This is a genomic window from Dactylosporangium roseum, from assembly GCF_025264685.1.
Taxonomy (GTDB): Bacteria; Actinomycetota; Actinomycetes; order Mycobacteriales; family Micromonosporaceae; genus Dactylosporangium; species Dactylosporangium roseum.
The window spans coordinates 7,657,059-7,683,079 of record NZ_CP073721.1; the positions used below are offsets into that span (position 1 = coordinate 7,657,059).

25 protein-coding genes and 2 tRNA genes are annotated in these 26,021 nt (G+C 71.0%); 11 read left to right on the forward strand and 16 right to left on the reverse strand.

Features of this window, described 5'->3' with window-relative positions; translation table 11 throughout:
* Nucleotides 1-5 precede the first annotated feature (5 nt).
* The 6 genes from Drose_RS36010 to htpG are packed head-to-tail and all read right to left on the reverse strand — an operon-like array spanning nt 6 to nt 6,570.
* Nucleotides 6-1,304 (reverse strand): vWA domain-containing protein, encoded by a 1,299-nt coding sequence (locus Drose_RS36010; protein ID WP_260725666.1) that lies wholly within the window; start codon nt 1,302-1,304, stop codon nt 6-8.
* Nucleotides 1,301-2,632: a hypothetical protein gene (locus Drose_RS36015; RefSeq protein ID WP_260725667.1), complete on the reverse strand. Its 1,332-nt coding sequence runs from the start codon at nt 2,630-2,632 to the stop codon at nt 1,301-1,303. Before Drose_RS36015 ends, Drose_RS36010 begins: the two co-directional genes overlap by 4 nt.
* Nucleotides 2,632-3,120 carry a hypothetical protein gene (locus Drose_RS36020; protein ID WP_390891271.1) on the reverse strand — a complete coding sequence of 163 codons (489 nt, stop codon included), beginning with the start codon at nt 3,118-3,120 and terminating at the stop codon, nt 2,632-2,634. The genes Drose_RS36015 and Drose_RS36020 overlap by 1 nt, the downstream gene beginning before the upstream one ends.
* A gap of 37 nt (nt 3,121-3,157) precedes the next feature.
* Nucleotides 3,158-4,333 (reverse strand): phosphotransferase family protein, encoded by a 1,176-nt coding sequence (locus tag Drose_RS36025; protein WP_260725668.1) that lies wholly within the window; start codon nt 4,331-4,333, stop codon nt 3,158-3,160.
* Between the two features lie 15 nt (nt 4,334-4,348).
* A complete protein-coding gene (locus Drose_RS36030; RefSeq protein ID WP_260725669.1) occupies nt 4,349-4,717 on the reverse strand; it encodes a nuclear transport factor 2 family protein in 369 nt (122 codons plus the stop codon).
* Entirely contained in the window at nt 4,714-6,570 is a 1,857-nt protein-coding gene (htpG, locus tag Drose_RS36035) for a molecular chaperone HtpG (protein WP_260725670.1), read from the reverse strand. The genes Drose_RS36030 and htpG overlap by 4 nt, the downstream gene beginning before the upstream one ends.
* A 230-nt stretch (nt 6,571-6,800) precedes the next feature.
* On the opposite strand from htpG, the gene Drose_RS36040 reads away from it, so the two are divergent.
* Nucleotides 6,801-7,841 carry a suppressor of fused domain protein gene (locus tag Drose_RS36040; RefSeq protein ID WP_260725671.1) on the forward strand — a complete coding sequence of 347 codons (1,041 nt, stop codon included), beginning with the start codon at nt 6,801-6,803 and terminating at the stop codon, nt 7,839-7,841.
* Between the two features lie 78 nt (nt 7,842-7,919).
* On the opposite strand, the gene Drose_RS36045 is transcribed toward Drose_RS36040, so the two are convergent.
* Together Drose_RS36045 and Drose_RS36050 are read right to left on the reverse strand one after the other, a co-directional pair.
* A complete protein-coding gene (locus Drose_RS36045) occupies nt 7,920-8,267 on the reverse strand; it encodes an STAS domain-containing protein (protein WP_260725672.1) in 348 nt (115 codons plus the stop codon).
* Between the two features lie 20 nt (nt 8,268-8,287).
* On the reverse strand, nt 8,288-9,508 hold the full coding sequence (locus Drose_RS36050; RefSeq protein WP_260725673.1) for a PP2C family protein-serine/threonine phosphatase: 1,221 nt from the start codon (nt 9,506-9,508) through the stop codon (nt 8,288-8,290).
* Between the two features lie 386 nt (nt 9,509-9,894).
* Between Drose_RS36050 and Drose_RS39260 the strand changes: the two genes are divergently transcribed.
* Complete coding sequence (locus Drose_RS39260) at nt 9,895-10,146, forward strand: carbohydrate-binding protein (RefSeq protein WP_390891272.1); 252 nt, start codon at nt 9,895-9,897, stop codon at nt 10,144-10,146.
* Here the strand turns inward: Drose_RS39260 and Drose_RS36055 are convergent.
* Nucleotides 10,131-11,834, reverse strand: a complete 1,704-nt coding sequence (locus Drose_RS36055) for a hypothetical protein (protein WP_260729978.1) — start codon at nt 11,832-11,834, stop codon at nt 10,131-10,133. The genes Drose_RS39260 and Drose_RS36055 overlap by 16 nt on opposite strands.
* A gap of 277 nt (nt 11,835-12,111) precedes the next feature.
* Between Drose_RS36055 and Drose_RS36060 the strand changes: the two genes are divergently transcribed.
* The 5 genes from Drose_RS36060 to Drose_RS36080 all read left to right on the forward strand — a co-directional run bounded on the left by Drose_RS36060 (nt 12,112) and on the right by Drose_RS36080 (nt 15,766).
* A tRNA-Ser gene (locus tag Drose_RS36060) sits at nt 12,112-12,202 on the forward strand.
* 37 nt (nt 12,203-12,239) lie between these two features.
* A tRNA-Arg gene (locus tag Drose_RS36065) sits at nt 12,240-12,315 on the forward strand.
* Nucleotides 12,316-12,572: 257 nt separating this feature from the next.
* Nucleotides 12,573-13,871, forward strand: coding sequence for a tyrosine-type recombinase/integrase (locus Drose_RS36070; protein WP_260725674.1), 1,299 nt, complete (start codon nt 12,573-12,575; stop codon nt 13,869-13,871).
* A 195-nt stretch (nt 13,872-14,066) separates the two neighbouring features.
* A complete protein-coding gene (locus tag Drose_RS36075) occupies nt 14,067-14,600 on the forward strand; it encodes a hypothetical protein (protein WP_260725675.1) in 534 nt (177 codons plus the stop codon).
* A gap of 74 nt (nt 14,601-14,674) precedes the next feature.
* A complete protein-coding gene (locus Drose_RS36080) occupies nt 14,675-15,766 on the forward strand; it encodes a HupE/UreJ family protein (protein WP_260725676.1) in 1,092 nt (363 codons plus the stop codon).
* 21 nt (nt 15,767-15,787) lie between these two features.
* On the opposite strand, the gene Drose_RS36085 is transcribed toward Drose_RS36080, so the two are convergent.
* From Drose_RS36085 to Drose_RS36095, 3 genes are all read right to left on the reverse strand, one after another.
* A complete protein-coding gene (locus Drose_RS36085) occupies nt 15,788-16,384 on the reverse strand; it encodes a TetR/AcrR family transcriptional regulator (RefSeq protein ID WP_260725677.1) in 597 nt (198 codons plus the stop codon).
* A 39-nt stretch (nt 16,385-16,423) separates the two neighbouring features.
* Nucleotides 16,424-17,047 (reverse strand): class I SAM-dependent methyltransferase, encoded by a 624-nt coding sequence (locus Drose_RS36090; RefSeq protein ID WP_260725678.1) that lies wholly within the window; start codon nt 17,045-17,047, stop codon nt 16,424-16,426.
* An 86-nt stretch (nt 17,048-17,133) separates the two neighbouring features.
* Complete coding sequence (locus Drose_RS36095) at nt 17,134-17,766, reverse strand: TetR/AcrR family transcriptional regulator (protein ID WP_260725679.1); 633 nt, start codon at nt 17,764-17,766, stop codon at nt 17,134-17,136.
* A gap of 178 nt (nt 17,767-17,944) precedes the next feature.
* Here Drose_RS36095 and Drose_RS36100 point away from each other — a divergent pair, with 178 nt between their 5' ends.
* From Drose_RS36100 to Drose_RS36115, 4 genes are all read left to right on the forward strand, one after another.
* Nucleotides 17,945-18,688, forward strand: a complete 744-nt coding sequence (locus tag Drose_RS36100) for an ABC transporter ATP-binding protein (RefSeq protein WP_260725680.1) — start codon at nt 17,945-17,947, stop codon at nt 18,686-18,688.
* Nucleotides 18,682-21,054, forward strand: a complete 2,373-nt coding sequence (locus Drose_RS36105; RefSeq protein WP_260725681.1) for an ABC transporter permease — start codon at nt 18,682-18,684, stop codon at nt 21,052-21,054. The genes Drose_RS36100 and Drose_RS36105 overlap by 7 nt, the downstream gene beginning before the upstream one ends.
* Before the next feature lie 59 nt (nt 21,055-21,113).
* The gene (locus tag Drose_RS36110) at nt 21,114-21,242 is read left to right on the forward strand and encodes a hypothetical protein (RefSeq protein WP_260725682.1); all 129 of its coding nucleotides are present in this window, start codon (nt 21,114-21,116) and stop codon (nt 21,240-21,242) included.
* Nucleotides 21,243-21,357: 115 nt separating this feature from the next.
* Nucleotides 21,358-22,281 carry an oxidoreductase gene (locus tag Drose_RS36115; protein ID WP_260725683.1) on the forward strand — a complete coding sequence of 308 codons (924 nt, stop codon included), beginning with the start codon at nt 21,358-21,360 and terminating at the stop codon, nt 22,279-22,281.
* Nucleotides 22,282-22,380: 99 nt separating this feature from the next.
* On the opposite strand, the gene Drose_RS36120 is transcribed toward Drose_RS36115, so the two are convergent.
* The 4 genes from Drose_RS36120 to Drose_RS36135 all read right to left on the reverse strand — a co-directional run bounded on the left by Drose_RS36120 (nt 22,381) and on the right by Drose_RS36135 (nt 26,003).
* On the reverse strand, nt 22,381-22,713 hold the full coding sequence (locus Drose_RS36120; RefSeq protein WP_260725684.1) for an ArsR/SmtB family transcription factor: 333 nt from the start codon (nt 22,711-22,713) through the stop codon (nt 22,381-22,383).
* Nucleotides 22,714-22,749: 36 nt separating this feature from the next.
* A complete protein-coding gene (locus Drose_RS36125) occupies nt 22,750-23,847 on the reverse strand; it encodes a cation diffusion facilitator family transporter (protein WP_260725685.1) in 1,098 nt (365 codons plus the stop codon).
* A 189-nt stretch (nt 23,848-24,036) separates the two neighbouring features.
* A complete protein-coding gene (locus Drose_RS36130; RefSeq protein ID WP_260725686.1) occupies nt 24,037-25,263 on the reverse strand; it encodes a tyrosine-type recombinase/integrase in 1,227 nt (408 codons plus the stop codon).
* Nucleotides 25,264-25,760: 497 nt separating this feature from the next.
* Nucleotides 25,761-26,003 carry a helix-turn-helix domain-containing protein gene (locus Drose_RS36135; protein WP_260725687.1) on the reverse strand — a complete coding sequence of 81 codons (243 nt, stop codon included), beginning with the start codon at nt 26,001-26,003 and terminating at the stop codon, nt 25,761-25,763.
* Nucleotides 26,004-26,021 lie beyond the last annotated feature (18 nt).

A 26,021-nucleotide genomic window follows, 5' to 3' on the forward strand; every position in this document is an offset into this window, starting at 1 on the left:
GTCTCCTAAGCGAGGAAGCTCTTGAGTTCGGAAACAAGCTTTTTGATGTGGCCGGACAGCACCGGCGCGCCCATGTCCTTGAAGCGCTGCCGGAACCAGGGGTTGACGCTCTGCTGGCCGCCGCTGCTGACCGAGCCGACCGGGATGAACTTCACCCCGGAGCGGTGCATCGCCTGCATCGAGTCGAACAGCACCTGTGACTGCCACTCGTAGAAGTCGGAGATCCACACCACGACCGTGTTGCGCGGGTCGGCGACCTTCGGCTGAGCCAGCGCCATCGCGACCGTGCCGTCGGTGCCGCCGCCCAGCCGAGTGCGCAGCAGCACCTCGAACGGATCGTGCACCCACGGCGTCAGGTCGAGCGCGCGTGTGTCATAGGCGATCAGGTGGACGTCGACCTTCGGCAGGCCGGTGAAGATCGAGGCGAGGATCGTGCAGTTGACCATCGCGTTGACCATCGAACCGGACTGGTCGACGACCACGATCATCCGGGCCGGCGTGGTTCGCTTGGCGGTCTGCTTGTAGAAGAGCCGGTCGACGTAGAGCCGCTCGTCCTCGGGGCTCCAGTTGGTCAGGTTCTTCCAGATCGTGCGCTCGAGATCGAGGTTGCGGAACACCCGCTTGGGCGGCACCGAGCGGTCGATCTCACCGACGCTCGTCTGCTGCACCTGGGTCCGCAGCACCTCGGCGACCTCGTCGACGAACCGGCGGATCAGCGCCTTGGCGTTGGCGAGCGCGACGCCGGAGAGGTTGTCCTTGTCGCGGAGCAACTGCTCGATGAGCGACATGCTCGGCGTGAGCTGCCGAGCCAGCGCCGGGTCTGCGAGGACCTCGCGCAGGTGCATCCGGCGGACCAGGTCGCCCTCCAGCCCGGCCAGGACCGTGGCCATGCCGCCGGCGTTGGGCCGGCCGCGCAGCTCGCCCGGGTCCATGCCGAGGGCTCGCTCGAACCAGCCGGCGTCGGACTGCCAGTTGGCCAGTTGGGTCGCGCTGACGTTGCCGCTGCCGGTGGCGAAGACGTTGACGAGCAGCTTGGCGACCAGAGCCGCGCGGCGGACCTCGTCCCCGGGCACGGGCTCCGCCTCGGGCTTCATCAAGCCGTCGAACTCGCCGGCCAGATCGGGGTGGCGCTGCACGAGCGTGTCGACGGAGACGGTCGGGTCGAGCAGTGCGGGCGGCAACCCGAGGTCGTCGACGATCGCCACGCTGGCGGACTCCAGCGTCATCTGCTCGTCGGCCTCGAACAGGCGGCCCAGCATCCGCCAGTACAGCACCTGGCGCCGGTTCTCGTCGGCGGTGTTCATTTGCGCAGCAGCCTTCCCGCGCGCTCGCGCAGCACCTGCACCGCGTCGCCCGCGGCCTTGGCCGCCTTGGCGTCGGTCGGCCCGAGCGCCCAGTCGGCGGTGTGCACGGCGACGGTCTTCTTCTTCACCGTGGCCTGCACGGCGATCGGCTGCACCGTCCACTTGCCGGCGTCCCAGCGCAGGAGGCCGATGCAGGCGGACGCGCCGGCGACGAGGTCGGCGGTCAGCGGTCCGCAGGCGGGCAGCCGCGTCGCGTCGAGCGGGACGGCGCTGTCGCCCTCCACGAACACCGGCTCGGCGATGCGGGCCGGGTGCCGGTCCAGCGGCGGCACGGCGGGAGCGAGCGCACCGGGGAGCAGCACCCGCGCCGTCGCGAACGGGTCGGCCGGCTCCCCCGCCTTCGCCCGGGTGTCGTGCCAGATCAGGTCGCCGCTCGCGAGCAGCGGCACGTCGGTCAGGTCGAGGCTGCGGCGCTCGGCGAGCGCGGTCATCAGCACCGGGAAGCCCTGGAGCAGGCCCCAGATCGCCGGACCGACGATCGTGTCGACCTTGCCCGCGGTCACGCTGGTGCGGACCAGCCGGGTGACGCCGCCCGCCTCGAGCACGCCGTGGACCTGAACCTGCACCGCCGTGCTGTGCTCGTGGACGTCGACGCCGAGCACCAGCAGCCGGCCGGAGACGGTCTCGGCGTCGGCCGCCCGCCCGGCCCGGCCGCCGTCCTGGGCCAGCAGCAGCGCGCGGCTCCACAGGTCGGCCCACCGGCGCACCGGCAGCCGCTCGAGCGTCGCGATGGGGCTGGCGGCGCGCAGCTCGGCGGCGAGCCCGTCGAGCAGCACCGCCAGCCGGCGCAGCTCCGGGTCGGCCAGCGTCGCCTCGATCACCTGGCTCGACGCCGTGACGAGATCGTGGTCGACACCGCGCCAGCCGGTGATGGCCAGCTCACGCAGCCAGGAGCGGCTGCCGGCGAGCAGGTTGGCGGCGCCGGCGGCCGGGCCGGGCTGCCCCTGCCACGGCGCGCGGGTGCGGCTGAGGGCGCTGTCGACGCGGGCGAGCAACGCGTCGTGGACGGCGCCGAACACCGCGACGCGTGCGGCGGCCAGGGCCAGCAGGTGCTCGTCGGCGATGGAGCCGGCCGCGACCTTGTCGACGGCCTCGGCGATCCGGTCGCGCAGCGGGCTGCCGGCGAACGCGCCGGCCAGCGCGGCCAGTGCCGCGGCGCGGTCCTCGTCGACGCGGGCGAAGCCGTGGACGAGGCCGTCGTCGACCGCGGCCACGACATCGAGCGCCTCGGTGAGTCCCGGGTCGGTGCCGTCGAGGAGGGCAAGCATCAGCGGGCTCCTGTCGCCGGGAACCAGTGCAGCTCGGGCACCGGGTCGGTGGAGGTGGGCAGCTCCAGATAGGCGAGGTGGCGCAGGAAGCTGCTGAACACCGTCGCGGCCGGCGCCGGCTCGTGGTGCCCGTGCAGGCCGTGCACGAGGCTCTTGCCCTCCTCGACCTCGATACGCAGATAGCGCGTGACGCGCTCCGCACCGTATTGCAGCACCGCCTCGTCGAGCAGCGCCTGGAGGTGCTTGCACGGCCACGACCCGCGCAGCCCGCCGCAGGGCCGGTTGTTGTTGGTGCTGCAACTCAGGCCGTGCGAACCGGCGCCGATCGAAGAGACATAGACCCGCTCGATGTCCGAGCCGCTCGACACGACGCCCTGCAGGCGCCCGTCGGCCAGCTCCACGAACGGGACCTTCGCGAGCTTCCGGGGTTGTACCGGCGCGATGAACGGCGCTGTGGAGCGCCGCTCGATATCCAAGTCCAGATCCACGCGGGTAGTTGTACAACACCGGTACGACAAAACCGGGTCACGCCTGAGCGACGGCCATCCGCAAGCAGGTCGGGACGTCTTCCGCGTGGTACGGCCATTCGGATGGCTCGATGTGATGGATGAAGTTGGCGTAGCTGGTCGCGCCGAGCAGCGGCCGCACAGGGCGCAGCAGCTCGGCCGCCCGGACCGGATCCGAGCCCGGCGCCGCCCGCCGCCACAGCGCCGCCCAGCGCGCCACAATCGGCGCCGCCTCCTCGTCCGGCAGCCCGCCGCACATCGTCAGCAGGTCGAACGCCGGATGCCCGAGGAACGCGTCACCCCAGTCCAGCACCGCGGGCGGTACCGACGCGTCGGAACGCACGTTGCCCGGGTGGAAGTCGCCGTGCACGAGCGTGTCCGGCACGCCGCAGTCCGCGACGGCCGCCAGCCGCTCGCGGAGCCCGGCGAGCAGCTCACCGAGGCCGAAGATCTCGGACAGCCACGGCTCCGCGGCGATCATGATCTGGTCGTACAACAGCCCGCCCCGGCGATCGGTGACCCCGCGCCCGGCCAGGAGCGGCAGATCGTCGAGCGCCCGCCGCTGCAGCCCGTGCAGCAGGTCGATCATCGACAGCCGCTCCGCGGCCGGCGCACCGAAGCGGTCCTCACCCGCGAGATTGCCCAGCAACTGCCGTCCGGTGCCGTCGGCCGCGAGCAGCCGGGGTGCGGCGCCGGGCGCCACCGCGCCGAGCCACGCCAGGACCTCGCTCTCGGCCTTCAGGAAGCCCGGCAGGTGCTTGAGCCACAGTGGCCCGGCAGCCCGGTCCAGTTGCCACAACGCCGACAGGTTCCAGGTTTTGCGCTGGATGATGCGCGACGGCGTCCCGAGGCCGAGATCGCGCATGGCGCCGACGGCCCAGCGGATGCTCTCCGCGGGCCCGCCGACCTCGGCGTAGGGTGCGCGGTGCGGATGCGGCGCGAGGTTGACCCGCGCCGGCTCGACCGGCGGCACCGGCCCGTCGGCCTGGGCCAGGTAGGTGACGGTCCCGCCGTGCGGACGCGGCCGGTCGGCGTGCAGCAGCCGGAGGACCGTGACCTCGACCCCGAAGCGCTCCCGCGCCCCGGCGACGACGTCCGCGACCTCCGGCCACCACGGCGCTTCGACCGTGAACGCTGGCAAGGCCCCGAGTAACTCCCCCGCCCCGTCCACCAGGTCGAGCGTCACTGTCCGCACAAGCGCACAGAATACTCAGGCGACGCTCGCGTGAGCGGCTATTAGGCGCCAGCCGCGGGACGGATCGTGGAGCCAGGTGCGGGTGTACCTCATCCGCCAGGCGAACGACTCACCCGCGAACGTGCCCTCCAGCGTCCCCAGGAACCAGGTCACCCCCAGCCCGCCGTCGACCAGGACGTCCAGGGACTCCTCCGCGACCTTGGTCATGACCTGGCGGCCGGTGCGATGGACGTGCAGATCGTCCTGTTTGCCGTACAACTTGCCGTCCGGGCCGGTGAAGATCAGTCGCTCGTCGATCAGCGCGTCCAGCTCCGCCACGTCGCTCGCCCGCTGCGCCGCCTGCAGGCGGCGCTCGGCCGCCCGCAGGCTCTCGACGTCGGTCACAGCGTGCGGGCCAGACGGTCGGCCAGCAGTCGGGTGAAGCGGGACGGGTCGGCCAGCTCGCCGCCCTCGGCAAGCAGGGCCATGCCGTAGAGCAACTCGGCGGTCTCACCCAGGGCGGGGTCCTCCGCGTTCGCCGTGTGGGCCGCGCGCAGGCCAGAGACCAGCGCATGCTCCGGGTTGAGCTCCAGGATCCGCTTGGTGTGCGGCATCTCCTGGCCCATCGCGCGGTACATCTTCTCCAGCGTCGGCGTGAGATCGTGCTCGTCGCCGACGATACAGGCGGGCGACGTCGTCAGGCGCGACGACAGCCGGACCTCCTTGACGTCCTCCTGCAGCTTCTCACCCAGCCAGGACAACAGCGGCGCGAAGTCGGTGGCCTGCTCCGCGGGGATCTCCGAGGAGCCGAGGTCGACCTTGCCCTTGGCGACCGACTGCAGCGGCTTGCCGTCGAACTCGGTCACCCGCTCGACCCAGATCTCGTCGACCGGGTCGGTGAGGATCAGCACCTCGTATCCCTTGGCGAGGAACGCCTCCAGGTGCGGCGAGTGCTCGACCATCGCGCGCGACTCGCCCGTCATGTAGTAGATGTCCTTCTGGCTCTCCTGCATCCGCTCCACGTATTCGCGCAGCGACGTCGACTCGGCGGCGGTCGACGGGACGAGCACCAGGTCGAGCAGCAGGTCCTGGTTCTCCGTGTCGTCGAGGAGGCCCTCCTTCAACGCGCGGCCGAACTCGGCCCAGAACTTGCCGTATCGCTCCGCATCGTTAGCCTTGAGGTCTTTGAGGGTGGTCAGGACCTTCTTCACCAGTCGGCGGCGGACCACCTGGATCTGGCGGTCCTGCTGGAGGATCTCGCGGGAGATGTTGAGCGAGAGGTCGTGTGCGTCCACGACGCCCTTGACGAATCGGAGGTACTGCGGGACGAGCGCCTCGCAGTCGTCCATGATGAACACACGCTTGACGTAGAGCTGCACACCGCGCTTGCCGTCGCGGCTGAACAGGTCGAACGGCGCGCGGGCCGGAATGAAGAGCAGCGCCTCGTATTCGAACGTGCCCTCGGCCTTCATGTGGATCGTTTCGAGCGGATCGGTCCAGTCGTGGCTGACGTGCTTGTAGAACTCGTGGTATTCCTCGTCGCTGACCTCACTGCGGGGCCGCGCCCACAGCGCCTTCATGGAATTGAGCGGCGCGTCAGAACCTTCGGCGCCGGCCATCCGGATCGGCCAGGCGATGAAGTCGGAGTAGCGCTTGACGATCTCGCGGATCTTCCATTCGACCGTGTAGTCGAACAGCCGGTCCTCGCTGTCCTCCGGCTTGAGATGCAATGTGACCGACGTGCCCTGCGGCGCGTCGTCGAGCGACTCGATCTCGTAGGTGCCCTCGCCGGTCGACTCCCAGAACGTGCCCTGGCTCTCGCCGGCCCGCCGGGTCACCAGCGTCACCTTGTCGGCGACCATGAACGTCGAGTAGAAGCCGACGCCGAACTGCCCGATGAGCTCCTGGGACGCCCCGGCGTCCTGCGTCTCCCGCAGCTTGCGCAGCAGCTCGGCGGTGCCCGACTTGGCGATCGTGCCGATGAGCGAGACGACCTCGTCGCGGGACATGCCGATGCCGTTGTCGCGCACGGTCAGCGTGCGCCGACCCTGGTCGACCTCGAGCTCGACGTGCAGATCGTCGGTGTCGACCTGCAGCTCCTTGTTGATCAGAGATTCGAGCCGCAGCTTGTCCAGGGCGTCGGAAGCGTTCGAGATCAGCTCGCGCAGAAAGATGTCCTTGTTCGAGTAGATCGAATGCACCATCAACTGCAGGAGCTGCCTCGTCTCGGCCTGGAACTCCAGCGTTTCCCTGCTCACTGAGACCCCTTTCACGGTCCGTGCCTGCCGCCGAGAAGGATATCCGCCCGGGGGTCGAATCGGGCCGGGCGTGTTCAAGCAAGCGGGTGAAGGTACGAGGACGTGGGACCGGCGCGGGCTGGGATCGAGCGGATCTTCCGCGAGGACCTCTGCACGGAGGCGATCCGCCTGGGTCGAATGCCCGCCGGCCCGGGGCTGCGCGAAAGACAGCGATGGCGTTAAATCACCTGGTGACCTCCGACGCGCCCGGCTGGGACGCTATCGACGCCGCGCTCGACCGGCTCTACCCGGGCGTGGAGCCCAAGCACCTCGCCACGATCGTCAAGTGGCGCCTCGGCGGGCCCGACCCGCTCGACGGCACCAGCTTCTATCCGCGCCTCGACCCGGTGCCGCACTGGCACGTCGTCACCTTCGGCATGTCCGAGCTCTACGAGAAGGAGTCGGAGGACCCGGACGAGTCGGGGTGGGGCTTCGAGTTCACGTTCCGCGTGCGGCGCGATCCGGCGGAGACCGAGCCGCCGGTCTGGGTGGCCAACTTCCTGCAGAACCTCGCCCGATACGTCTTCCAGACCGGCAACTGGTTCGAGGCCAACCATCACATGGACCTCAACGGCCCGATCGCCCTGGAGCGGGAGACGCTCATCCGCGCGATCGCGTTCACCGAGGACCCCGAGCTCGGCACCATCGCGACCCCGCACGGGACCGTGCAGTTCCTCCAGGTCGTCGGCCTCACCCTGGACGAATACACGGCGACCCAGACGTGGAGCGTCCGGGAGTTCCTCGAGCTGCTCGCCGAGCGGGTGCCGTCGCTCGTCACCGATCTCGACCGGCGTTCGATCACCGACGACCCGGCCGTCGCCGATGCGGTCGCGGACGGGCGGCGGCGCGACGGCTCGTCGACCGGCAGCCTCGCCGTCGCCGAGTTCGGCTGGCGGCCCGACGGCGACCTGATCCGCCTGACCGTCGGCGCGCACATCGCCGACCGGGTCGCGCACACGCTGCTCGGGCGCCTGCCGTTCGGCCGGCCGCTGGTCGTGAACGGACCGGACAGCACGGTCGTGTTCTCGTCCGGCAGCTACTCGGTCGGCACCGGCGAGGACCCGGAGGCCCTGGAGGTCGTCCTCACCGACGAGGCCCTCGACGGCCTGATCGGGGTGCTGGTGCCGGTCTCCGGTGTGCGTACGGTGCCGACCGCTCCGCCGCTCGTCGTGGAGATCATCCGATCGGACATCCGCGACCACGACGGCAACGTGGTGACGACGATCGGCTGACCCTCCGGCGTCCCGCCTCCCCACGGTGAACTCCCGAAAGAAGCCAGCGGCCTGCTCGTCTCCGCCGCGCTCCGGCGGTCATGCCGCCTCGACAGCCTTCTCGGCCGTGTCGTAGACGGGCAGCACGCGATCGAGATTGGTCAGCGTCAGCGCCGTGCTGACGATCGGCCGGAGACCGGCCAGGCGCAGCCAGCCACCTGCGGCAGTCGCCCGCCGGTGCACATCCACGAGGGTGCTCAAGCCGCTGGAGTCGCACAGGGTCACTCCCGACAGGTCGAGCACCAGCCGGACCTTGCCGCCGTCGAGCGCCTCGTCGGTCGCCTCACGGAGGACCGAACGGCTGCCGTAGTCGATGACCCCGCGGGCGGTGATCACCGTCCGGTCGCCCACGTCGCGGGCGGACACGGCCAGGATGAGGTCTGGCATCGGGGCTCCTCGGTGCTCGGTCACGGCAGGTTTCGCTCCAGGGTCGTGTCGGACCATTCCAGCAGCAACAGGCTCGCGTCGTCGCGCGGCGGGCGGCCCTGGTGGTCCAGGACGGCGTGGCAGAGCCGGCGCAGGGTTTCCGGCGTCGGCAACCCCTGCGCCTGGTGCCGCACGGCGAAGGCGACGAGCCGCTCGACGCCGAACGGCTCACCGCCGGGGCCGGGCGCCTCGATGATGCCGTCGGTGTAGAGGAGCAGCCGGTCCTCGTGCTGGAGGGTCGCGGTGGCCGGACGGCCGAAGTCGCCGGCGCCGAGTGCCGTCGCCGACAGGCCGAGCGGCATGCGCCGGCCGCCGGACAACACGCCGTGCAGCCCGCCGCCGCGCAGGACGAGCGGCGGCGGGTGACCGGCGTTCAGATACCGCAGCCGGCCGCTGTCCAGATCCAGCTCGGCGATGACCGCGGTGACGAACCGCGCGTCGGTGAACTGCTCCGCCAGCGCCGTGTCGGCGGCGTCCGCCTGCGCCTCGATGTCGCCGCCGGCCCGGCGGGCGGCCCGGATCGCCGCGAGCGCGACGGTGCAGGCCAGCCCGGCGCGCAGCCCCCGGCCGGCCGCGTCGAGGATCACCACGTGAGCGGTCGACCGGTCGGCGGCGTAGTCGAAGCCGTCGCCGCCGACGTCGTAGCAGGGCTCCAGGATGGCGCTGATCGTCATCCGGTCGGAGGTGAACGTCAGCGGCGGCAGCATCTGCCACAGCAGCTCACCGGCGGTCGACATCAACTCGGTACGGCGCACCGACTGCAGTGCGTCACCGTAGGGCAACTTGGTCGTGACCAGGTGACCGAACAGCCCGGCGATCAGCTCGCAGTGCCACCGCACCGCCTCGTCCTCGGCGTGCATGCCCTCGGGGAGCCGGAACTCGACCACACCGAGCCGCTCGGTGCCGTCGACCATCGGCGTCCAGAGCCGGTCCGGCGCGGTGGCATGCGACCGCACGAACGCGAAGGCCCGCCCGGCCGGCGAGCCGTCGACCGGCAGCGGCTCCGGCGGTGGCCGGTCCGGCCCGGGCACCGGATGCAGCGCGAGCTGCTCCCGATCCACGAGGTAGACCCGCGCCTCGACCCCCAGCGGATGCAAGGCCTCCACCAGGTGACCGGTCAACCGGTCCGACTGCGACAGGTGCGAACGGCGCAGAAGGTCGGCCACCGCCTCCAGCCACTGGATCCGCGCTGTCACGTCCACGCTCGTGACTGTACGAGCCCCTGGGACGCCCGGCATCCGATTCAGAATCCGGCCATACCCCAACACGTGCGTCGCCGGCGTGGCCGGCGGTTCCTGCTGTTGGACGGCCACCCGCCCGGGTGAGCGAGGGTAAGGCACATAATCTGTGACGCCGGTCCCGACCGCCACCGGTCCATGGAGCACCGGGTCGGGCATCAACCTCTGGGGCCGGTCCAGCTCGTCCTGAGCGCATCGACGGCTGCCAGCCCGCCGGCGAGCGTGAGCACCACCTCGGCCAGGATCGCCCGCGCGGTCCCGGCGTCGCCCAGCGCGCGGGGTACACCGAGGCGAGGTCGGCGGCCGGATCGGCGGACTGACCGGCTGCGCAACCCGCCGCAGGGCGGCACGTGGGCCCCGAACACCGCGTACACCGCTGCCTCCAGGCGCACACGTCCCAGGTCGGCTGGGAACCCCCGAACGTCGCTGCGCTGTGGAGCGCCGTTCGCTCAGGACGAGCCGGTCGGCACGCACCGACTCCTCGGCCTTCAGCATCCGGGCACTTGGAGGAGAGCGCGGTGAAGGTGGTCGCCAGGCCGTACGGCCGTCGCCGTGCGCCTGACCTCCGAATTCGGGCCGGACCGGGTCAACGACGGCGGTAGTGGCGGATCGCCCGGGCGGCGAGGAGCTCGGTGCTGCGGGCGGCGTTGACGGCACCGAGCAGTGGGGTGACACCGGGAAGCACACGCCTGGCCAGGCGGGCCGTCGCGGCCTGGAGGAGGCCGGTGCCGAGCATTCCGGCGAAGGGGGCCGACAGGCGACCCACGCCGACGGCCCGGGTCGAGCGGCGGGTCGTCGCGGCTTGTTCGGCGGCTCGGAGCGCGGCCTCGGCGGTTTCGACACTGCCGTGCACACGCTGGAGGACCAGCAACTCGGCGGCGCGCCGGCGGTCGAGGGGATCATGGCCGTACACAGCCGCGAGGTGCAGGACAAGTTTGGCGTGGAGCCAGTTGACCCCGGCGACCTCGACGATCAACCCCAGCGGCCCGGCGACACCGGCGGCGAACCCCTGGCGGCGAGCCCGCCGGACAAACTCGCGGACGACCGCGCGGGAGACGGCGTCCGGCCCGGCGGAGGGATAGGTGGCCGTGTACCATTCCACGCGCCGACGGGCAGCGGCCCCCAGCCGGTCGACAGCGACGAGGGCGAGCACCTCGGGCAGGTAGGCAGGGTTGACCCCGGACCATCGGTTCCGCTGCGGACTTCGCGGCTGGGGCGGGGCTGTTTCCTGGAGGTCGGCCTCCTCGACGGCGGTCTGCTCGACCGGCGCCCGCTCGGCGGCCGCCTCCTCAATCACCGGCTCGTCAACCAGTGACTCCTCAACCGGCGTTGCCTTGGCAGCGGTCTTTTCCGCTGCCGCCTTCATGGCGGGAGATATCCTGACGGCCGGTTCGACGCTGGCGAGCAGCTCGAGTTGCTCGGTCGACGAAGGCGACGGCGCGGCAGGGACCTTCTTCGCCACGGCCTTTGGGGCAGCTCTCTTCGGGGTGACCTTCTTCGCGGCGGCCTTCTCGGCCGGCTTCGCAGTGGCCTCGTCGGCGGGTGCGTCCTTGGCCGGTCCGTCCTCCGCTGACGTCTTCTTTGCCGGCACCTTCTTTGCCGCTGCCTGCTTAACCGGTGCCTTCTTGGCCAGTGCCTTCTTTGCCGACGTCTTCCTTGCCGGCACCTCCTCGCCCCTGGCCGGCGCCTCCTCGACGTCCGCCGGCCTTTCCGCGACCGGGGCACTCGCGACCGCGGGTTTCTCCGCTGGAGCCGACTCAGCCCGGGCCCCCTTCGCTACGGACGGCTTCGCCGCGGGAGCCTTCGCCGCGGGAGCCTTCGCCGCGGGCGCCTTCACCGGTTGCGCGGCATCCTCCGGCGCAGCCGTCATCGCCGGCTCCGCTTTCTCGTCCGGTGTCCCCTCCACCACCGGCTCGACTTTTTTCAATGGGCCCGCCTCCACCTTCCTCGATGGGGCAGCCTCCGCTACCGGCTCGGCTTTCTTCAATGGTGTCGCCTCCACCGCCGGCTCAGCTTTCGTGAACGGGGCCGCCGAAACGGCCCCGGCGGCAGGGGCCGCCTTCTTGGCCGGCGTTTTCTTCGGCACCGCGGGCTCGGTGGGAGCGTCACTCGCGCGGAAGGGCGAGGGCGGGACGAAAGGGGCGACGGGAGGATTACGCGGGCGCGGGGGCACCTGCGGCACGCTCGCGGGCGGGATCTCCTGCGGCGGAGGCTCGAAGCGCAGCGAGGTGTCACCAAGCACCTTGGCTTGCGGACTCGTCGTCGGGGGCGTGGTGGCCGACGGGCTCACAGGCGGTACAACATCCGCTTTTGGGGTTTTTTGAGCTTTTCGAGGCTGCGGCGGGGTAGCGTCCTCTCCCATCTGCAAGAGCGTAGTGGGGAATGCCGCCGCGCGCCGGGTGTGACCGAGACCATCGCCAGAATGGCGGTGTCGGGCGTCACACCTGGCCGGGAGTGCAGGTCAGCGGGGCTGCCGACGAGCACCGCACTCCAGGAGGATACCCACTTTGCCGGACACTCGGGCGGCCCTGTATCCTCGGACGGCGGCCACCGGCGACGGGGCTGCTGGAGGCTTCGCCTAGTTCGGTCTATGGCGCCGCACTGCTAATGCGGTTTGGGTCTTAAAGCCCATCCCGGGTTCGAATCCCGGAGCCTCCGCGCAAAACCCGGTGTGTACACTGGGCCGAGCAACTGAGCGCCCGTAGCTCAACGGATAGAGCATCTGACTACGGATCAGAAGGTTAGGGGTTCGAGTCCCTTCGGGCGCGCCAGCACTGAGCAGGCAATATAGCCAAGAGGCTATGTCTGTTCGGCTCGTGTGGGTCAGATGTGGGTCACGGTCGTGACCCACATCTACGAGCAGGTTGACCCTGGTGAGCTGGCCGTTCGCAGTGGCGACGCATGAGATTCCGTTGTGCGCCCGGAGGGACTCGAACCTCTGACCGTTCGTGATCCGTGGTCCTCTAGCTGTTGAGGGGATCGTTTTGATCATGTTCGTTGGTGTCACGACTCGGTTCAGGTGCTCGAGATGGTCGTGACGGTTGAGCAAGCGGAAGCGCGGCTGTACCGCCGGTGTGGGTGCCGCGACGCGGCGGGCCGGCAGGTGTGGCGGTGTCCCAACCTGGAGGATCCCAGTCACGGCCGTTGGTACTTCGCGGTGCAGGTGGCCGGGCCGGATGGGCGACGGATGCTGGTCCGCCGGGGCGGGTTCCTCACCCGCGGGGATGCTGAACGCGGCTATTGGGACCTGCTGCGCGTGCCGGGTCCGGAGGCGTTGGCTCGGACGTGGACGGTGCGCCGGTTCCTGGAGTTCTGGTTGTCGGAGATCCCCGGCCGGCTGCGTCCGACGACCGTGTCGAACTACCGGTGGATCACGTACAGCTTCCTGATCCCGTTACTGGGTGGGCACCGGCTGGCGAAGCTGCGGACCAGGCATGTGCAGCGGTTCCTGGACGAGGTGGGGCGCCGCGTCGGGGTGCGGACCGGGCGGTTGATCTCGCCGGGGACGGTGCACCGGGTGCATGCGGTGCTGCGGACCGCGTTGTCGGAGGCCCGCCGGTTGGGGATGCTCGGCCACAACCCGGCCTGGCGGGTTCGGCTGCCGGCTGGCGGTCGGGTGTATCCGGTGTTGTGGGACGCGCAGCGGGAGGCGGCGTGGCGGCAGACCGGGATCCGGCCACGGGTGGCGGTGTGGGATCTGTCGCAGTTGGCCCGGTTCCTGGAGGCGGTGCAGGACGACTTCCTGTTCCCGTTGTGGTGGCTGGTCGCGCTGCGCGGTCCGCGGCGGGGGGAGATCGCCGGGCTGCGGTGGGAGGACATCGACCTGCCCGGCAAGGAACTGCGGATCCGGGAGCAGGTGTACGTGGTCGACGGTGTGGAACGGGTCGGCCCGACCAAGTCCGCCGCCGGTGTCCGAACCATTGCCCTGGACGACATGAGCGTCGCAATCCTGCGGGCGTTGTGGCACGCACAGCGGCACCGGCACGGGCATGTCGATCCGCAGGGCCGGGTGTTCCGGCACCGCAACGGCAAACCGGTGACCGCGGACTGGCTGACACGCCGCTTCAAACACCTGGTCGACGAACTGGACCTGCCACCGGTACGCCTGCATGACCTGCGGCATGCGGCGGCGAGCATCGCCCTCGCTGCCGGGTCGGACCTGAAGGCGTTGCAGGAGCAGATGGGCCACTCCCGGATCATGACGACGTTGGACATCTACGCGGTGATCATCCGGCAGGTCGCCCAAGCCGCGGCGCAGGCGACCGCAGACCTGCTGCTGTCCCAGGCCCGGCTGCGAGTTCCTTTGGACGGCGCCTGGGAGGCGTAGTCGCTGGTGTATCGCCGCGACCGGCGTGCCGTTCCATTAGGGCGGCGCCGGCCGCGGCGTGGTGGTTGGTCGGCTGTGTGCTGTGCTCTTCGATGTGACGCCGACCGATGACGAGCCGCTGGAGTCGGCCGTAGTCGTCGCCGAGGGTGCTGGCGGTCGACAGTTCGCCGCCGGCCCGCCTCAAACCTCAGGCGTGTGAGATCTTGGTTGGCGTCAGGTGCCGGGAAGGCCGGCCAGTCCGGCGGCGATGCCGAGGGCGGCGCCGCGCACGGGATCCTGGCCGGGGTCGCCCACGTGCACGCCTTCGACGCGGCGCTGGCGCTGCTCAGCCTGGTGCTACTGGCGACCTCGCTGCTCGCGGTCGCCGGCACCGCGGTTCGGCCCGGTTCCGCCGAGCCGAGGCTGCCGGGCGCGGCCCGGTGGATGGGCATCGGCTCCACCGGCGGGTTCCTCGCCGCGGAGTCGGTCGCGTACGCGATGTCGCAGACGCATGTCGTGCCGCCGCCGCTGCTGTTGCTGGCCGGCGCGGCCGTGCATTTCCTGTGCGGCACGGTCGCCGCGCTGCTGTGGCGGCGCGGCATCACGAGTCTGCTCCGTCTGATCAGCGGGTGGTGCGCCGACGGCACCCGCCACGGCGGCGTCGTCAAACCCCGCTCCCACGCCAGGGCCATCTTCACGATGCCGCGTTGGCCGACGTTGCGTCTCGCGGGACGCGCCCCGCCGCGGTGACACCCGCCGGTTCCGTCCGGCACTGATCGCCGCGCTTCTGCTCGTCCCGAACCTGCCACGGGCGCGATACCACCGTGCCCGAATCCGAGAGGTATTCGCATGCGTCGTTTGCTCCCGACCCGCGGGCCGCGTTCGTCGTGGCCGCCGCCACCTGCCTGCTCCTGCTCACCTCGCCAGCCGCCTCGGCGCACGGGGTCAGCGGCGGCGGTCGCAGCACGCCCGAGTTCGTCTGGCTCGGCATCACCCACATGCTGCTCGGCTGGGATCACCTGTTGTTCGTCGCCGGGGTCGCGCTCATCGCCGGCACGGCCCGTCGCGCCGCCGCGCTCGTCTCGTTGTTCGCGCTCGGTCATAGCGTCACGCTGATCTCCGCCTCGCTCATCGGGTGGCGGGTGAGCCCGGTCAAGGTCGATCTGGTCATCGGCCTGAGCGTCGTGGTCGTCGGCCTGGTCGCCTGGTTCGCCCGGCCCCGCACCCAACTGCACTGGCGGTTGTTCGGCGCCGCTGTGGTCGGGTTCGGCCTCATCCACGGTCTCGGCCTGTCCACCCGCCTGCGCGACATCGACGTGCACGGCGTCGACAGCCTGGGGCGGATCGTCGCGTTCAACGTCGGCGTCGAGGTCGGCCAGGTCATCGCCTTGCTGGTCGTCGCGTTCATCGCCGGTTACCTGCCGGCCAGGCTCACCTCCGCCAAGGCGCAGCGGTACGCGGCGATGGGCCTGGTCGTGCTCGGTCTCGCCGCCGCGGTCCTGGTGGTCGTCGAGCGGTACAGCCGCCCCGCTCCGGTCACCGCCGCCGCGTCGGGGCCCTGCGGCGAGGGAAGTCCCAGCGGAGGCCTGCCCGTCGGGCAGGGCGGACACCCCGGCAAAGACTTCTTCGAGCCGACCGAGACCGCGCCGCTGGACGACTTCGGCCACGTCCTCGGCGACGGGTACGTCATCGTGCAGTACCAGCCGACGCTGCCCACCGACCAGCTCGACGCGCTGCGCGCGTTCATCATCGGTAAAGACGGTGCCCGCGTCGCCGGCGGGGCGCGTACGGACCTGGGCCCGGTGCTCACCGCCACCCACCGCTTGCAAACCTTGACGTGTACCGGGTTCGACCTTGCCGCGCTGCAGGATTTCACCAAGCAGTGGTTCGCCGACGCGCGTTCCCGTACCCAGTGAGCCGATCGCAGGGACGCCGGATCACGGCGTCCCTGCGGCCGGCGCGATGCCGTGCCACAGGACCCGGGTGAGCGCGTCCACGGTGCTGTGGTCGAACTGTCCGTTGTGGACGCCGATGCGTTCGAACATCGCCAGCGCGTAGGCGGTGGCGATGAGGTTGAGCACGACCGGGCCGGGGTCCGGGCAGTCGATCTCGCCGTTGTGGTGTTGTTCGGTCAGGGCGGCCATCAGCTCACCGGTGAGGGTTTCCAGGGCGGCGTCGGGATGGCGTTCGGCGAACGTCGGGTAGTGGAAGGCCGGGTGGGTCGACAGCGCGGCGAGCACCGGGGCGAGCTGGCGGAAGTAGTCCAGCAGCCCGGCGGCGATGCGGGCCAGCCGCGCCTCGGCGGGATCGTCGGCATCGTCGCGGGTGAGCAGGGCCGCCAGGTCGGGGGCGGGGGGTGTCATCGCGGCGAAGAACAGGTCCTCTTTGGAGCCGAAGCGTTGGAACAGCACCGAGCTGGAGATGCCGATCTCCTGGGCGATCTGGCGGCTGCCGACGGCGATGCCCTCGCGCATGAAGATGTCGCGGGCTTTCGCCAGGAGCTGCCCATCTTCAATGATCTTGCGTCGGCCCACCTGACACCGTCCCGGAAGCGTGCGGCCATGGTGTGCCCATCATGCCGTTCGGTCCGTGGGCGGATCCTTGTGGGCGGTGGCCCGCAGGTACCGCGCGGTCGGCGCCAGCCAGCCGAGTTTCCTGGTGCCGGTGTCGGTTTCGACGAGGCCGACCTCCGCCATGGGTCCGCTCAGCGGGTCCAGTGCGGCGGTGTCGACCACGAGGAACGTGCCGCCGGCCCGCAGTACCCGGGAGATCTCACGCAGCCCGCGCTGGCGGACGTTGCCGGGCATGTGGAAGATCATGAAACTGCAGACCGCCACGTCGAACGTCGCGTCGGGAAACGGTAGGCGCTCGATCCGGCCGACCTGGAAGGTGGCCGGAACGTCGGCGCGGGTGTTCTTCCGGCCGGCCACCCGGATCATCTGCGGTGCGATGTCGACCCCGTGGACGCGTCCGGTGGCACCGACCTGCTTGGCCAGCGCGAGGGTCAGGGTTCCGGTGCCGCACCCGACCTCGAGGACCGTGTCCCCGACCTTGGCCGAGGACAGGTCCACCTCCATCTGGCGCAGCGCCCGTTCCCGTCCCAGGGTCAAGACCTTCATCGTCAGGTCGTAGAACGGCGCCCAGGCCCCCAGTTGACCAGGCTGCTTGGTGTTGGACGCCGATGCGGGTCGGTTCATCAATGATCGCCTTTCGTTCGCCGCCGGTGGGTACCGACACGTTTATAAGCGATCGATCGATTTTAAATGTGGACCGGTGGCGGTTGTCAAGCCGGTCGGTGTTGGCCGCCGCGCTGGGCGGGCTGGCGGGTCGGCGGGTCGGGCGGTTCGTCGGGCGGGGTGTGGCGCAGTCCGGCGCGGACGGCTGCCACGGCGGCGGTGCGGAACATCCGGTCGATGTCTTCGGCCGGTTCGGTACACCCACCGCCGACCCAGGCGCGGATCGCGGTGGTGAGCATCCCGACGATCATGGCGGCGAGCAGCGGCGGCGGGACCGCCGGGGTGGTGTCGGCGGCGAGCCGGGCGGTGAGGCGTTCGGTGAGCATGGTGGTCAGTTCGTCCTCGAGCGCGGTCATGAACAGGTGCAAGCCGCGGCCACGGGCGAGGACCTGATACATGTCGGCCTGGGCGCCGATGTGGTGCAGCAACGCCAGGCTGGGCAGCAGGTGCCTGCCGGTGGCGGCGGTGGCGGTGGTGAGCCCGGCGAGCATGCGGTGCACGCCGTCGACGAGCAGGTCGTCCTTGTCGGTGAAGTGGGCGTAGAACGTCGACCGGCCGATGTTGGCCTGGTCGGTGATCTCCTGCACGGTGATGCTGTCGTAGCGCTTCGAGCGCATGAGGTCGACCATGGCGCCCATGAGCATCTGCCGGGTCCGCAGTGACCGGCGGTCGGTCTTCATCTGGCGCATCGGGGCCTGGCTTTCCTGGACAGTTCGGCGCTGGTGTCCGGTAGTGGACGATGCCGGCGTTGTGTGGCTTGACGGGGGTCCGTGGCGCTGAACGATACTCCTTTACAAAACAGGTGTCCATTAACTAGCGACCGTCTGGAAGCGTGGCATCTGAACGTTGGGAGTGAGCATGGCCAGGTCGGTCGGGCATCCATCGTCGGCGGCCGGTGCCTCCGGCGAGCAGCCGATGGTGCGGGTCAGCGCGGTCAGCAGGACGTACCGCCTCGGCACGGCGGTGTTCGAGGCGCTGCGGGGTGTGGACCTGACTGCCCACGCGGGCGAGTTCGTGGCCATCGTCGGCCGGTCCGGGTCGGGCAAGTCGACGCTGCTGAACCTGATCGCCGGCATCGACCGCCCGAGCGCCGGGAGTGTCGTCGTCGCCGGCACCGACCTCGGGCAGCTCAGCGAGAACCGGCTCGCCGCGTGGCGCGGGCGCACCGTCGGGGTGGTGTTCCAGTTCTTCCAGCTACTGCCAACCCTGACCGTGGCCGAGAACGTGATGCTGCCGATGGAGCTGTCCGGCGGCGTGCCGGGCGCGCGGCGGCGGCCTCGCGCGCTGGAACTGCTCGACCAGGTCGGCATCGCCGCCCTTGCCGACAAGCTGCCCTCCACATTGTCCGGCGGCGAGCAGCAACGGGCCGCGATCGCCCGGGCCCTGGCCAACGACCCGCCCGTCCTGGTGGCCGACGAACCCACCGGCAACCTCGACGCCGCCACCGGCGACGCCGTGCTGAACCTCCTCGAAGGGCTCGCCGCCGCCGGCACCTGCGTACTGATGGTCACCCACGAGCGGGACATCGCCGAGCGGGTGCCGCGCACCGTCACCCTCGCCGACGGGCGCGTCGCCCAGGACACGGAGGCCGTGCCGTGCTGAACGTGCGTTCCCGCAAGGTCCTGCGCGACCTGCGCCAGCAGTGGGGCCGAGCGGTCATGGTGATCGTGGCCATGGCGCTCGGCGTGGTCGGCACCACCGCGATCTCGACGAGCTACTACGTCGCCAAACGGGAGCAGCGCGACGCGTTCCTCGGCTCCCACCCCGTCTCGGCCACCCTCGTCGTCGACGGCCTCACCCCGCAGGCCCTCACAACGGTGCGCGCCGTGCCGGGCGTCGACGCCGCCGGGTCCCTCGTCGAGGCCCCCGGCGCCCGGATCCGCGTACCCGGCGGCGACTGGGTACCGATGCACCTGACCGCCAGAACCGACGACGCGAACATGACGATCGCCCGGCCCATCCCGCAGACCGGCGCCTGGCCCCCACCGCCCGGCCAGATCGTCGTGGAGTCCTCGTCGGACGGCGCGATCCGCACCGTCAAGCCCGGCGACACCGTCGAGGTGGAACTGCCCGGTTCGGCGACGCAGACCCTCACGGTCGCCGGCACCGTCAACGACCCCAGCCTCGCGCCCGGCTGGGTCGAGGGCGGCGCCTACGGCTTCGTCACCACCGACACCATGGCGCGGCTCGACCCCACCGCGACACCGCGCAGGCTGCGCCTGCTCATCGGCGACAACCGGCTCGACCGCGCCCAGGTCGAGGCGGTCACCGCCGCAGTCAGCGCCCGCCTCACCGCCGCCGGCGCCCGGGTCGCCAGCCTCGACGTGCCCAACCCCGGCGAACACCCGCACCAGAAGATCATGGACGCGATGCTCGGCCTGGAACTGCTCTTCGGCGCGCTCGCGCTGACCCTCAGCGCCCTGCTGACCGTCACCGTCGTCTCCGCGCTGCTGTCCGGCCAGGTCCGCCAGATCGGCACCCTCAAGGCGGTCGGCGCCCGCACCGGGCAGATCCTCGGCGGCTACGCCGCGATGATCGCCGCGCTCGGCGGCATCGCCTGCGCCGCCGGCTGGACCCTCGGCCGGCTCGCCGGCCTCGCCTACGCCGACTTCGTCGCCCTGTTCATGAACTTCGAGATCGCCGACACCGCGATGCCGGCCTGGCTGATCGCCGCTCAGCTCCTCACCGGGCTCGCCGTGCCGGTCCTCACCATGGGCGCTGTGCTGTGGCGCGCCACCCGGATCACCGCCGCGCAGGCGATGCGCGAGCACGGCGCGGTCCGCTCCGCCCGGACCGCCACCGGTCTCGCCGCCGCGCTCTCAGCTCGGCGGCTGCCCCGGCTGCCGCTGATGGGCGTCCGCAACGCGTTCCGGCGGCGGGCCCGGCTGATCCTGGCGGCCAGCGCCCTCGCCATAGCCGGTGGCATCTTCATGGCCGCCGGCAACCTCACCACCGGGCTGGAGCAGACGTTCGTCGAATCCGAGATCGACTCCGAGCCCTACGACGTGTCCGCCCGCGTCGACAAGCCGTATCCGATCGACCGGCTCACGGCCGCGGTCGCCACGGTGCCCGGCGTGAGCCGGGTGGAGGGCTGGCTCACCGTGCCCGCCACCGCCGGCGCCGCCGAAACCGTCAGCCTCCAGGGCGTCGACGCCGCCAGCCCGGTACTCGACCTGGCGGTCCTCGACGGCCACGCCCTGACCCAGGATGGCCGCAACGAGCTCGTCGTCAGCCAGGGCCTCGCCCTGGAGCTGCCCGACGTCCGCGTCGGCACCGACCTGACCCTGCAGATCGCGGGCCGGGCCACCACGTGGCACGTCGTCGGCGTCGCCCGGACGGTCCGCGGCGGGATCGCCTGGGTGTCCCGCGACGACCTGGCCGCCGCGCTCGGCACCCCCGGCACCGTCAACACGGTCCGGATCGTCACCACCGGGCACGATCTGTCCGCCGTCCAGACCACCCAGGACGCCCTCGACCGGGCGCTGACCGGCGCCGGGATGACCGTCGTCGGCCGGACCACCCTGTTCGACACCCGGAAAATCCTGGAGGAACACAAGGTGATCTTCAACGTGCTGCTCAACCTGATGACGCTGCTCAGCGTCGTCGTGGGCGGCATGGGCCTGGCCATCACCCTCACCGTCTCCGTCGTCGAACGCACCCGCGAGATCGGCGTCCTGCGCGCCATCGGCTCCACCACCGCGAAACTGCTCACCCTCATCGGCGTCGAGGCGGCGGTGACCGGCGCGGTCAGCTGGGTCCTCGCGCTGGCCTTGGCCGGCCCGGCGACGGTGCTGTTCGACCAACTCTTCGGCAACCTCCTGCTCAACGCGCCGCTTGCCTTCGCCGTCAACGGCCCGATGATCGCCGCCTGGCTGGCCATCGTCACCGTCTTCTGCGCCCTGGCCAGCATCGTGCCCGCCCGCCGCGCCGCCGCCATGACCGTCAGCGACACCCTCGCCTACGAGTAACCCGGCCGACCCCGTCCCGAGTCGACCGATCGTCACAACAATTCGATGGGAGAACCTCCATGTCCCGTACCACGAACCGTGGCCGACGCGTCGCGATCAAGGCCGTCGTGATCACCGCGCTGGTCCTCGCAGGCAGCCTCGGCGTGCACTTCCTCATCCGCGCCGTCGTCGCCATGCACACGTCCTGACCCAGACGTGGGCGCCGGCCGGCACCGACCCGGCCAGCGCCGCATCTATCGGTGACGGCCATCCGGTACCAGGGCGATCGTCGGGTCGACGTTCGCCCGGAAAGGACCTTGAGGAATGCCACCCTGGACCGCGGCCGACATCCCGAACCTGGCCGGACGCACGGTGATCGTCACCGGGGCCACCGGCGGGATCGGCTGGCACACCGCCCTCGAACTCGCCCGCCGGGGCGCCCGCACCGTCGTGGCGGGCCGCGACCCGGACAAGGCCGAGGCCGCTGCGGCATCCATCCGAGCCCGGACCGGTCCCCGTACCACGGTGCAGGCGGCGCCTCTGGATCTCGCCGACCTCGCCTCGGTACGCCGGTTCACGGCGCGTTTCCTCGCCGACCACGACGGCCTCGACGTGCTGGTCAACAACGCCGGCGTGATGGCGATCCCCCGCGAGCTGACTGCCGACGGGTTCGAACGCCAACTCGGCACCAACCACCTCGGCCACTTCGCCCTGACCGGGCTGCTGCTGTCGGCGCTGCTCGCCCGGCCCGGCGCCCGGGTCGTCACGGTCAGCAGCAGCCTGTACGCCAGCGGCCGCGTCGACTTCGACGACCTCATGGGCGAACGCAACTACGGCCAGCTCCGCGCCTACAACCAGTCCAAACTCGCCAACGTGCTCTTCGCCTTCGAGTTGCAGCGCCGCGCCGACGCCGTCGGAGCAGCGTTGGCCAGCGTCGTCGTGCACCCCGGCGTCGCCCGCACCAACCTCGCCCACACCGGCGGTCCCGTCCGGGCCGTGCTGCTGCGCCTCATGCGCCTCACGGCACAGACACCCGCCGAAGCGGCCCGCTCATCGCTGTTCGCCGCCACCACCCCCGACATCCACGGCGGCGAGTTCATCGCCCCGGGCGGGCCCGGCCAACGCAGCGGCCACCCGACCCGGATCGTCCCGGACGAGCGCGCACGCGACACCGCCACCGCCAGCCGGCTGTGGACCGTCTCGCAGGAACTGACCGGTGTCCGTTTCACCGCCTTCGACCGGGCATAGCCGCCGGGCCGACCGCGGAACGCTGTCCGGGCCTATGGCCGCGGCTAGGGAGGAGAGCAATGCCGGTCCACGGCGGCCGTGGTGCCGTCGACCGCTGGGTCAGTCGTGGTCGGCGGCGCCGGTCAGGTGGTGGTCGGCGGCGAACAGCACTTCGGCGACGAGGCGGCGGACGTGGCCACCCCGGGCGCGGTACACGCTGCGGCGCCCGTCGCGGCGGACCGTGACAAGGCCGGCCAGGCGCAGCTTGGCCAGGTGCTGGGAGACGGCCGGGCGCGCCGCGCCGACCTGCGCGGTCAGGGTGGCCACGTCGTGCTCGCCGACGCTGAGGTGCCACATGAGGCGTAGCCGGGTCGGGTCGGCCAGCATCCGTAGCGCGGTCACCGCCGCCTCGACCTGAGCCTCGGCCGGTGGCTGGGCGTCCGGTGCGTACATGGGCACCAATCTTGCCACCGCGGGATCGGCGGCCCGCTACCCGACGCGGGCGCCCTCGTGGTGGTGGGCGAGCCCGGCGTGGTGGTCGGCGCCGGTTGGATCGGCGTGCACGAACGCCCGGGTGAGCCGCGGCACCGCGTGGATGAGCCGGTGCTCGGCGTCCACCGCGATGCCGTGCGCCTGCGTCAGGCTCAGTTCGGCGTCCACCACGATCTCGCACTCGGCGCGTAGCTGGTGGCCGATCCACCGCAGGTGCACGACACCGACGTCGAGGACACCGGGGGTAGCGCGCAGCGTGGCTTCGACCGTGTCGACGAGGACCGGGTCGACCGCGTCCATCAGCCGCCGGTACACCTCCCGGGCGGCGTCTTTGAGCACGAACAGGATCGCCACGGTGATGAGCAGGCCGACGACCGGGTCGGCCCACCGCCAGCCGAGCGGGACGCCGCCGGCGCTGAACAGCACGGCGAGGGAGGTGAATCCGTCGGTGCGGGCGTGCAGCCCGTCGGCGACGAGCGCGGCCGAACCGATGCGTCGGCCCACGCGGATCCGGTAGCGGGCGACGATCTCGTTGCCGGCGAAGCCGACCAGCGCGGCGAGCGTGACGTAGGGCAGGTGCGCCACGTCGGCAGGGTGGACGAGCCGCTGGACCGCCTGGTAGCCGGCCAGCGCAGCGGAACCGGCGACGACCAGGACGATCAGGACACCGGCGAGGTCCTCGGCCCGGCCGAAACCGTAGGTGTACCGGCGGGTCGCGGCCCGCCTGCCCAGGACGAACGCAATGCCCAGCGGAACGGCGGTCAGCGCGTCGGCGACATTGTGCAAGGTGTCACCGAGCAGCGCGACGGAACCGGAGAAGGCGACCACGACCGCCTGCATGGCCGCGGTGGCACCCAGCACCGCCAGGGAGATCCACAGCGCCCGGATCCCCTCACGGCTGGACTCCAGCGCCGGATCGACCTTGTCGGCGGCGTCGTGCGAGTGCGGGGCGAGGATGTGGCCGAGCCGGTGTCGCAGCGCGGCGAGCCGACCGCCGTGCCCATGGTGATGACCACGCCCGTGATCGTGCTCGTGCGGCTCGGGGTGGACCTGGTGTGCCCCGGATCGGTGATAGTGGCCGTGGTCGTCGCCCACGATGGGGCCCCCTTTCGCTCACGGCGTGCTGCGGTCGACCCGAATAATATGTGCTCAAGTGCGCACGCGACAATCACGCAATTGCGAACGCCGTGCAACAGCACACGGTGCGACACGACGCCGCGATCTGAACTGCAGGCGCGATGGTCGGGTGATCACCGATCACCGCGCCGGCCAGCTCTTGACGGCCTACCGATCTCGGCACCTCTCGCTGCTCCTGCGCTCGTTGCTGCGCCGAGGCTGGCGACGAGTGCTGCGGAGCAGTCGGGCGGTGGCTTTGGCACAGCGGCGCTGCACGGCGGGCAGGACGGTGGTGTAGATGTCCGCAGTGACCGCGATGCTGGCGTGCCCGAGTTGGTGTTGGAGGGTCTTCAGGTCGGCGCCAGCGGCGTGGGCCAGGCACGCGGCGCCGTGCCTCAGGTCGTGCAGCCGGATCGGCGGCAGGTCGGTCGTGCCGAGCAGGCGAACGAAGCGGCGGGTGACGGCATCCGGGTGCAGCGGCCGACCGTCCGGGGCGGTGAACACGTAGCCGCTGGCGTCCCACGCTCCATCGTGGACGCCTCGTTCGAGGCGCTGTCGGCGCTGGTGGGCGTGGAGCACTTTGACGGTGTGTTTGTCCAGGGCGATGGTGCGCCACCCGGCCTGGGTTTTCGGGTCGCCCTCGTACACCTGGTAGGCGGCGGTGGTGCGGGCTTTGCTGATGGTGAGTTCGGCGTGGTCGAGGTCCAGGTCGCTCCAGCGCAGTGCGGCGGCCTCGCTGCGGCGTAGGCCGCGCAGGGCGAGCAGCCACCACAATCCGTACAGCCGGTCGTCTCGTACCACGTGCAGGAACGCCTTGAGCTGGGTCGGGGTCCACACCGCGACGGCGGGGCGGCGGCCGGTGGCCTGCCAGGCGGCGACGCGGGCGCGGGACCAGACCACCGGGCGGGGCTTGGCATGGGTGGGCAGCTCCAGCCGCCGGGCTGGGTTGTCGGGCAGCAGGCCCTCGCGGACAGCGGCGTTGAGCGCGGCCCGCAGCGTGGTCCGAATGTGGGCGAGGGTGCACGGGGTGTGTGGTTTGCCGGAGCGGTTGGTCTCCTGCCCGATGCGTTCGAACGCCGTCGCCAGGTGCTGCACGGTCAGTTCGCCCAGCCGGATGTGACCGAGGTGCGGGATGAGGAACTGTTCGATGTAGCCGGTGTGCGACAGCCGGGTGGTGGGGCGGATCGCGGTGCGGGTGGACAGCCAGAACCGCAGCCACCGGGCCACGGTCCACCCGGCGACGGTACGGTCAGCCACGCCTTGGGCGAGGAACGCCTCCATCGCCTGGGCCGCCGCCGTCTGCGACGGGTGGCCTCCCCGCCGGACCCGCTGCGCCCGGCCGAAAATGTCCACTGTGGAGCAGTGGAAGTACCAGGAGCCGTGATTCGGCGCCACGAGGCGGGAGCAGGACCTGCCCCGCCGTCGGCCGGTCGCCGGATCGATGCACCCGCACCGTTTGACCACAACACCTTTGCCTGCCATCGCGAACACCCCTTTTGGGACGCAACCGTGTGAGGTTGTTGAGGATGCCCGCACGATCAATCGGATATTGTCGATTGATCGGGTGGATCTTTCAGAAATCGAACCCGAGGTCATCGGCTGTACGGGCTGGCCGGATGGCTTGAACGCGACGCCGGGCGTGAAACCGCCGCAGGCGGGTGGGATCGACGTGACCAAGGCGGCGTCAGTCACGGCGCTCGGATCGAACTCGACGACGCGTCGCAGCACAACGTCGTGTTCCCGAATGGCCGGTAGCCGGTGTCGGCTGGGCAACAGCACGTCTGGGGACGGTGCATCCCACCGCGCCAGCCGGAGGTGCTGGCTTGCAGCTCCGGTGGTCTGCGCGGTGCGCCGGGGCTGTTCTGGTTTGTGTGATCTTGCTGGTGACTAGTCTAGGCGAGTTCGCGGAGATCTATGCCAAGGGCGTTGGCCAGCGACAGCATGGTGAAGTAGCCGGGCTCGACCACGCGGCCGGATTCGATCTTGCGCAGGGTTGACACGGCGACGTGGGCCTGTCCGGCGAGGTTCTCCTGCGTCATGCCTTTGTCGATGCGTAGAGCGCGCAGCCGTACGGCGAGCATGTTGGCCTGCTCGCGGAACCGGCTTTCCTCACGTCGGGTGCGCCCTGCTGGCACGCAGAGCATTGTAGTGAT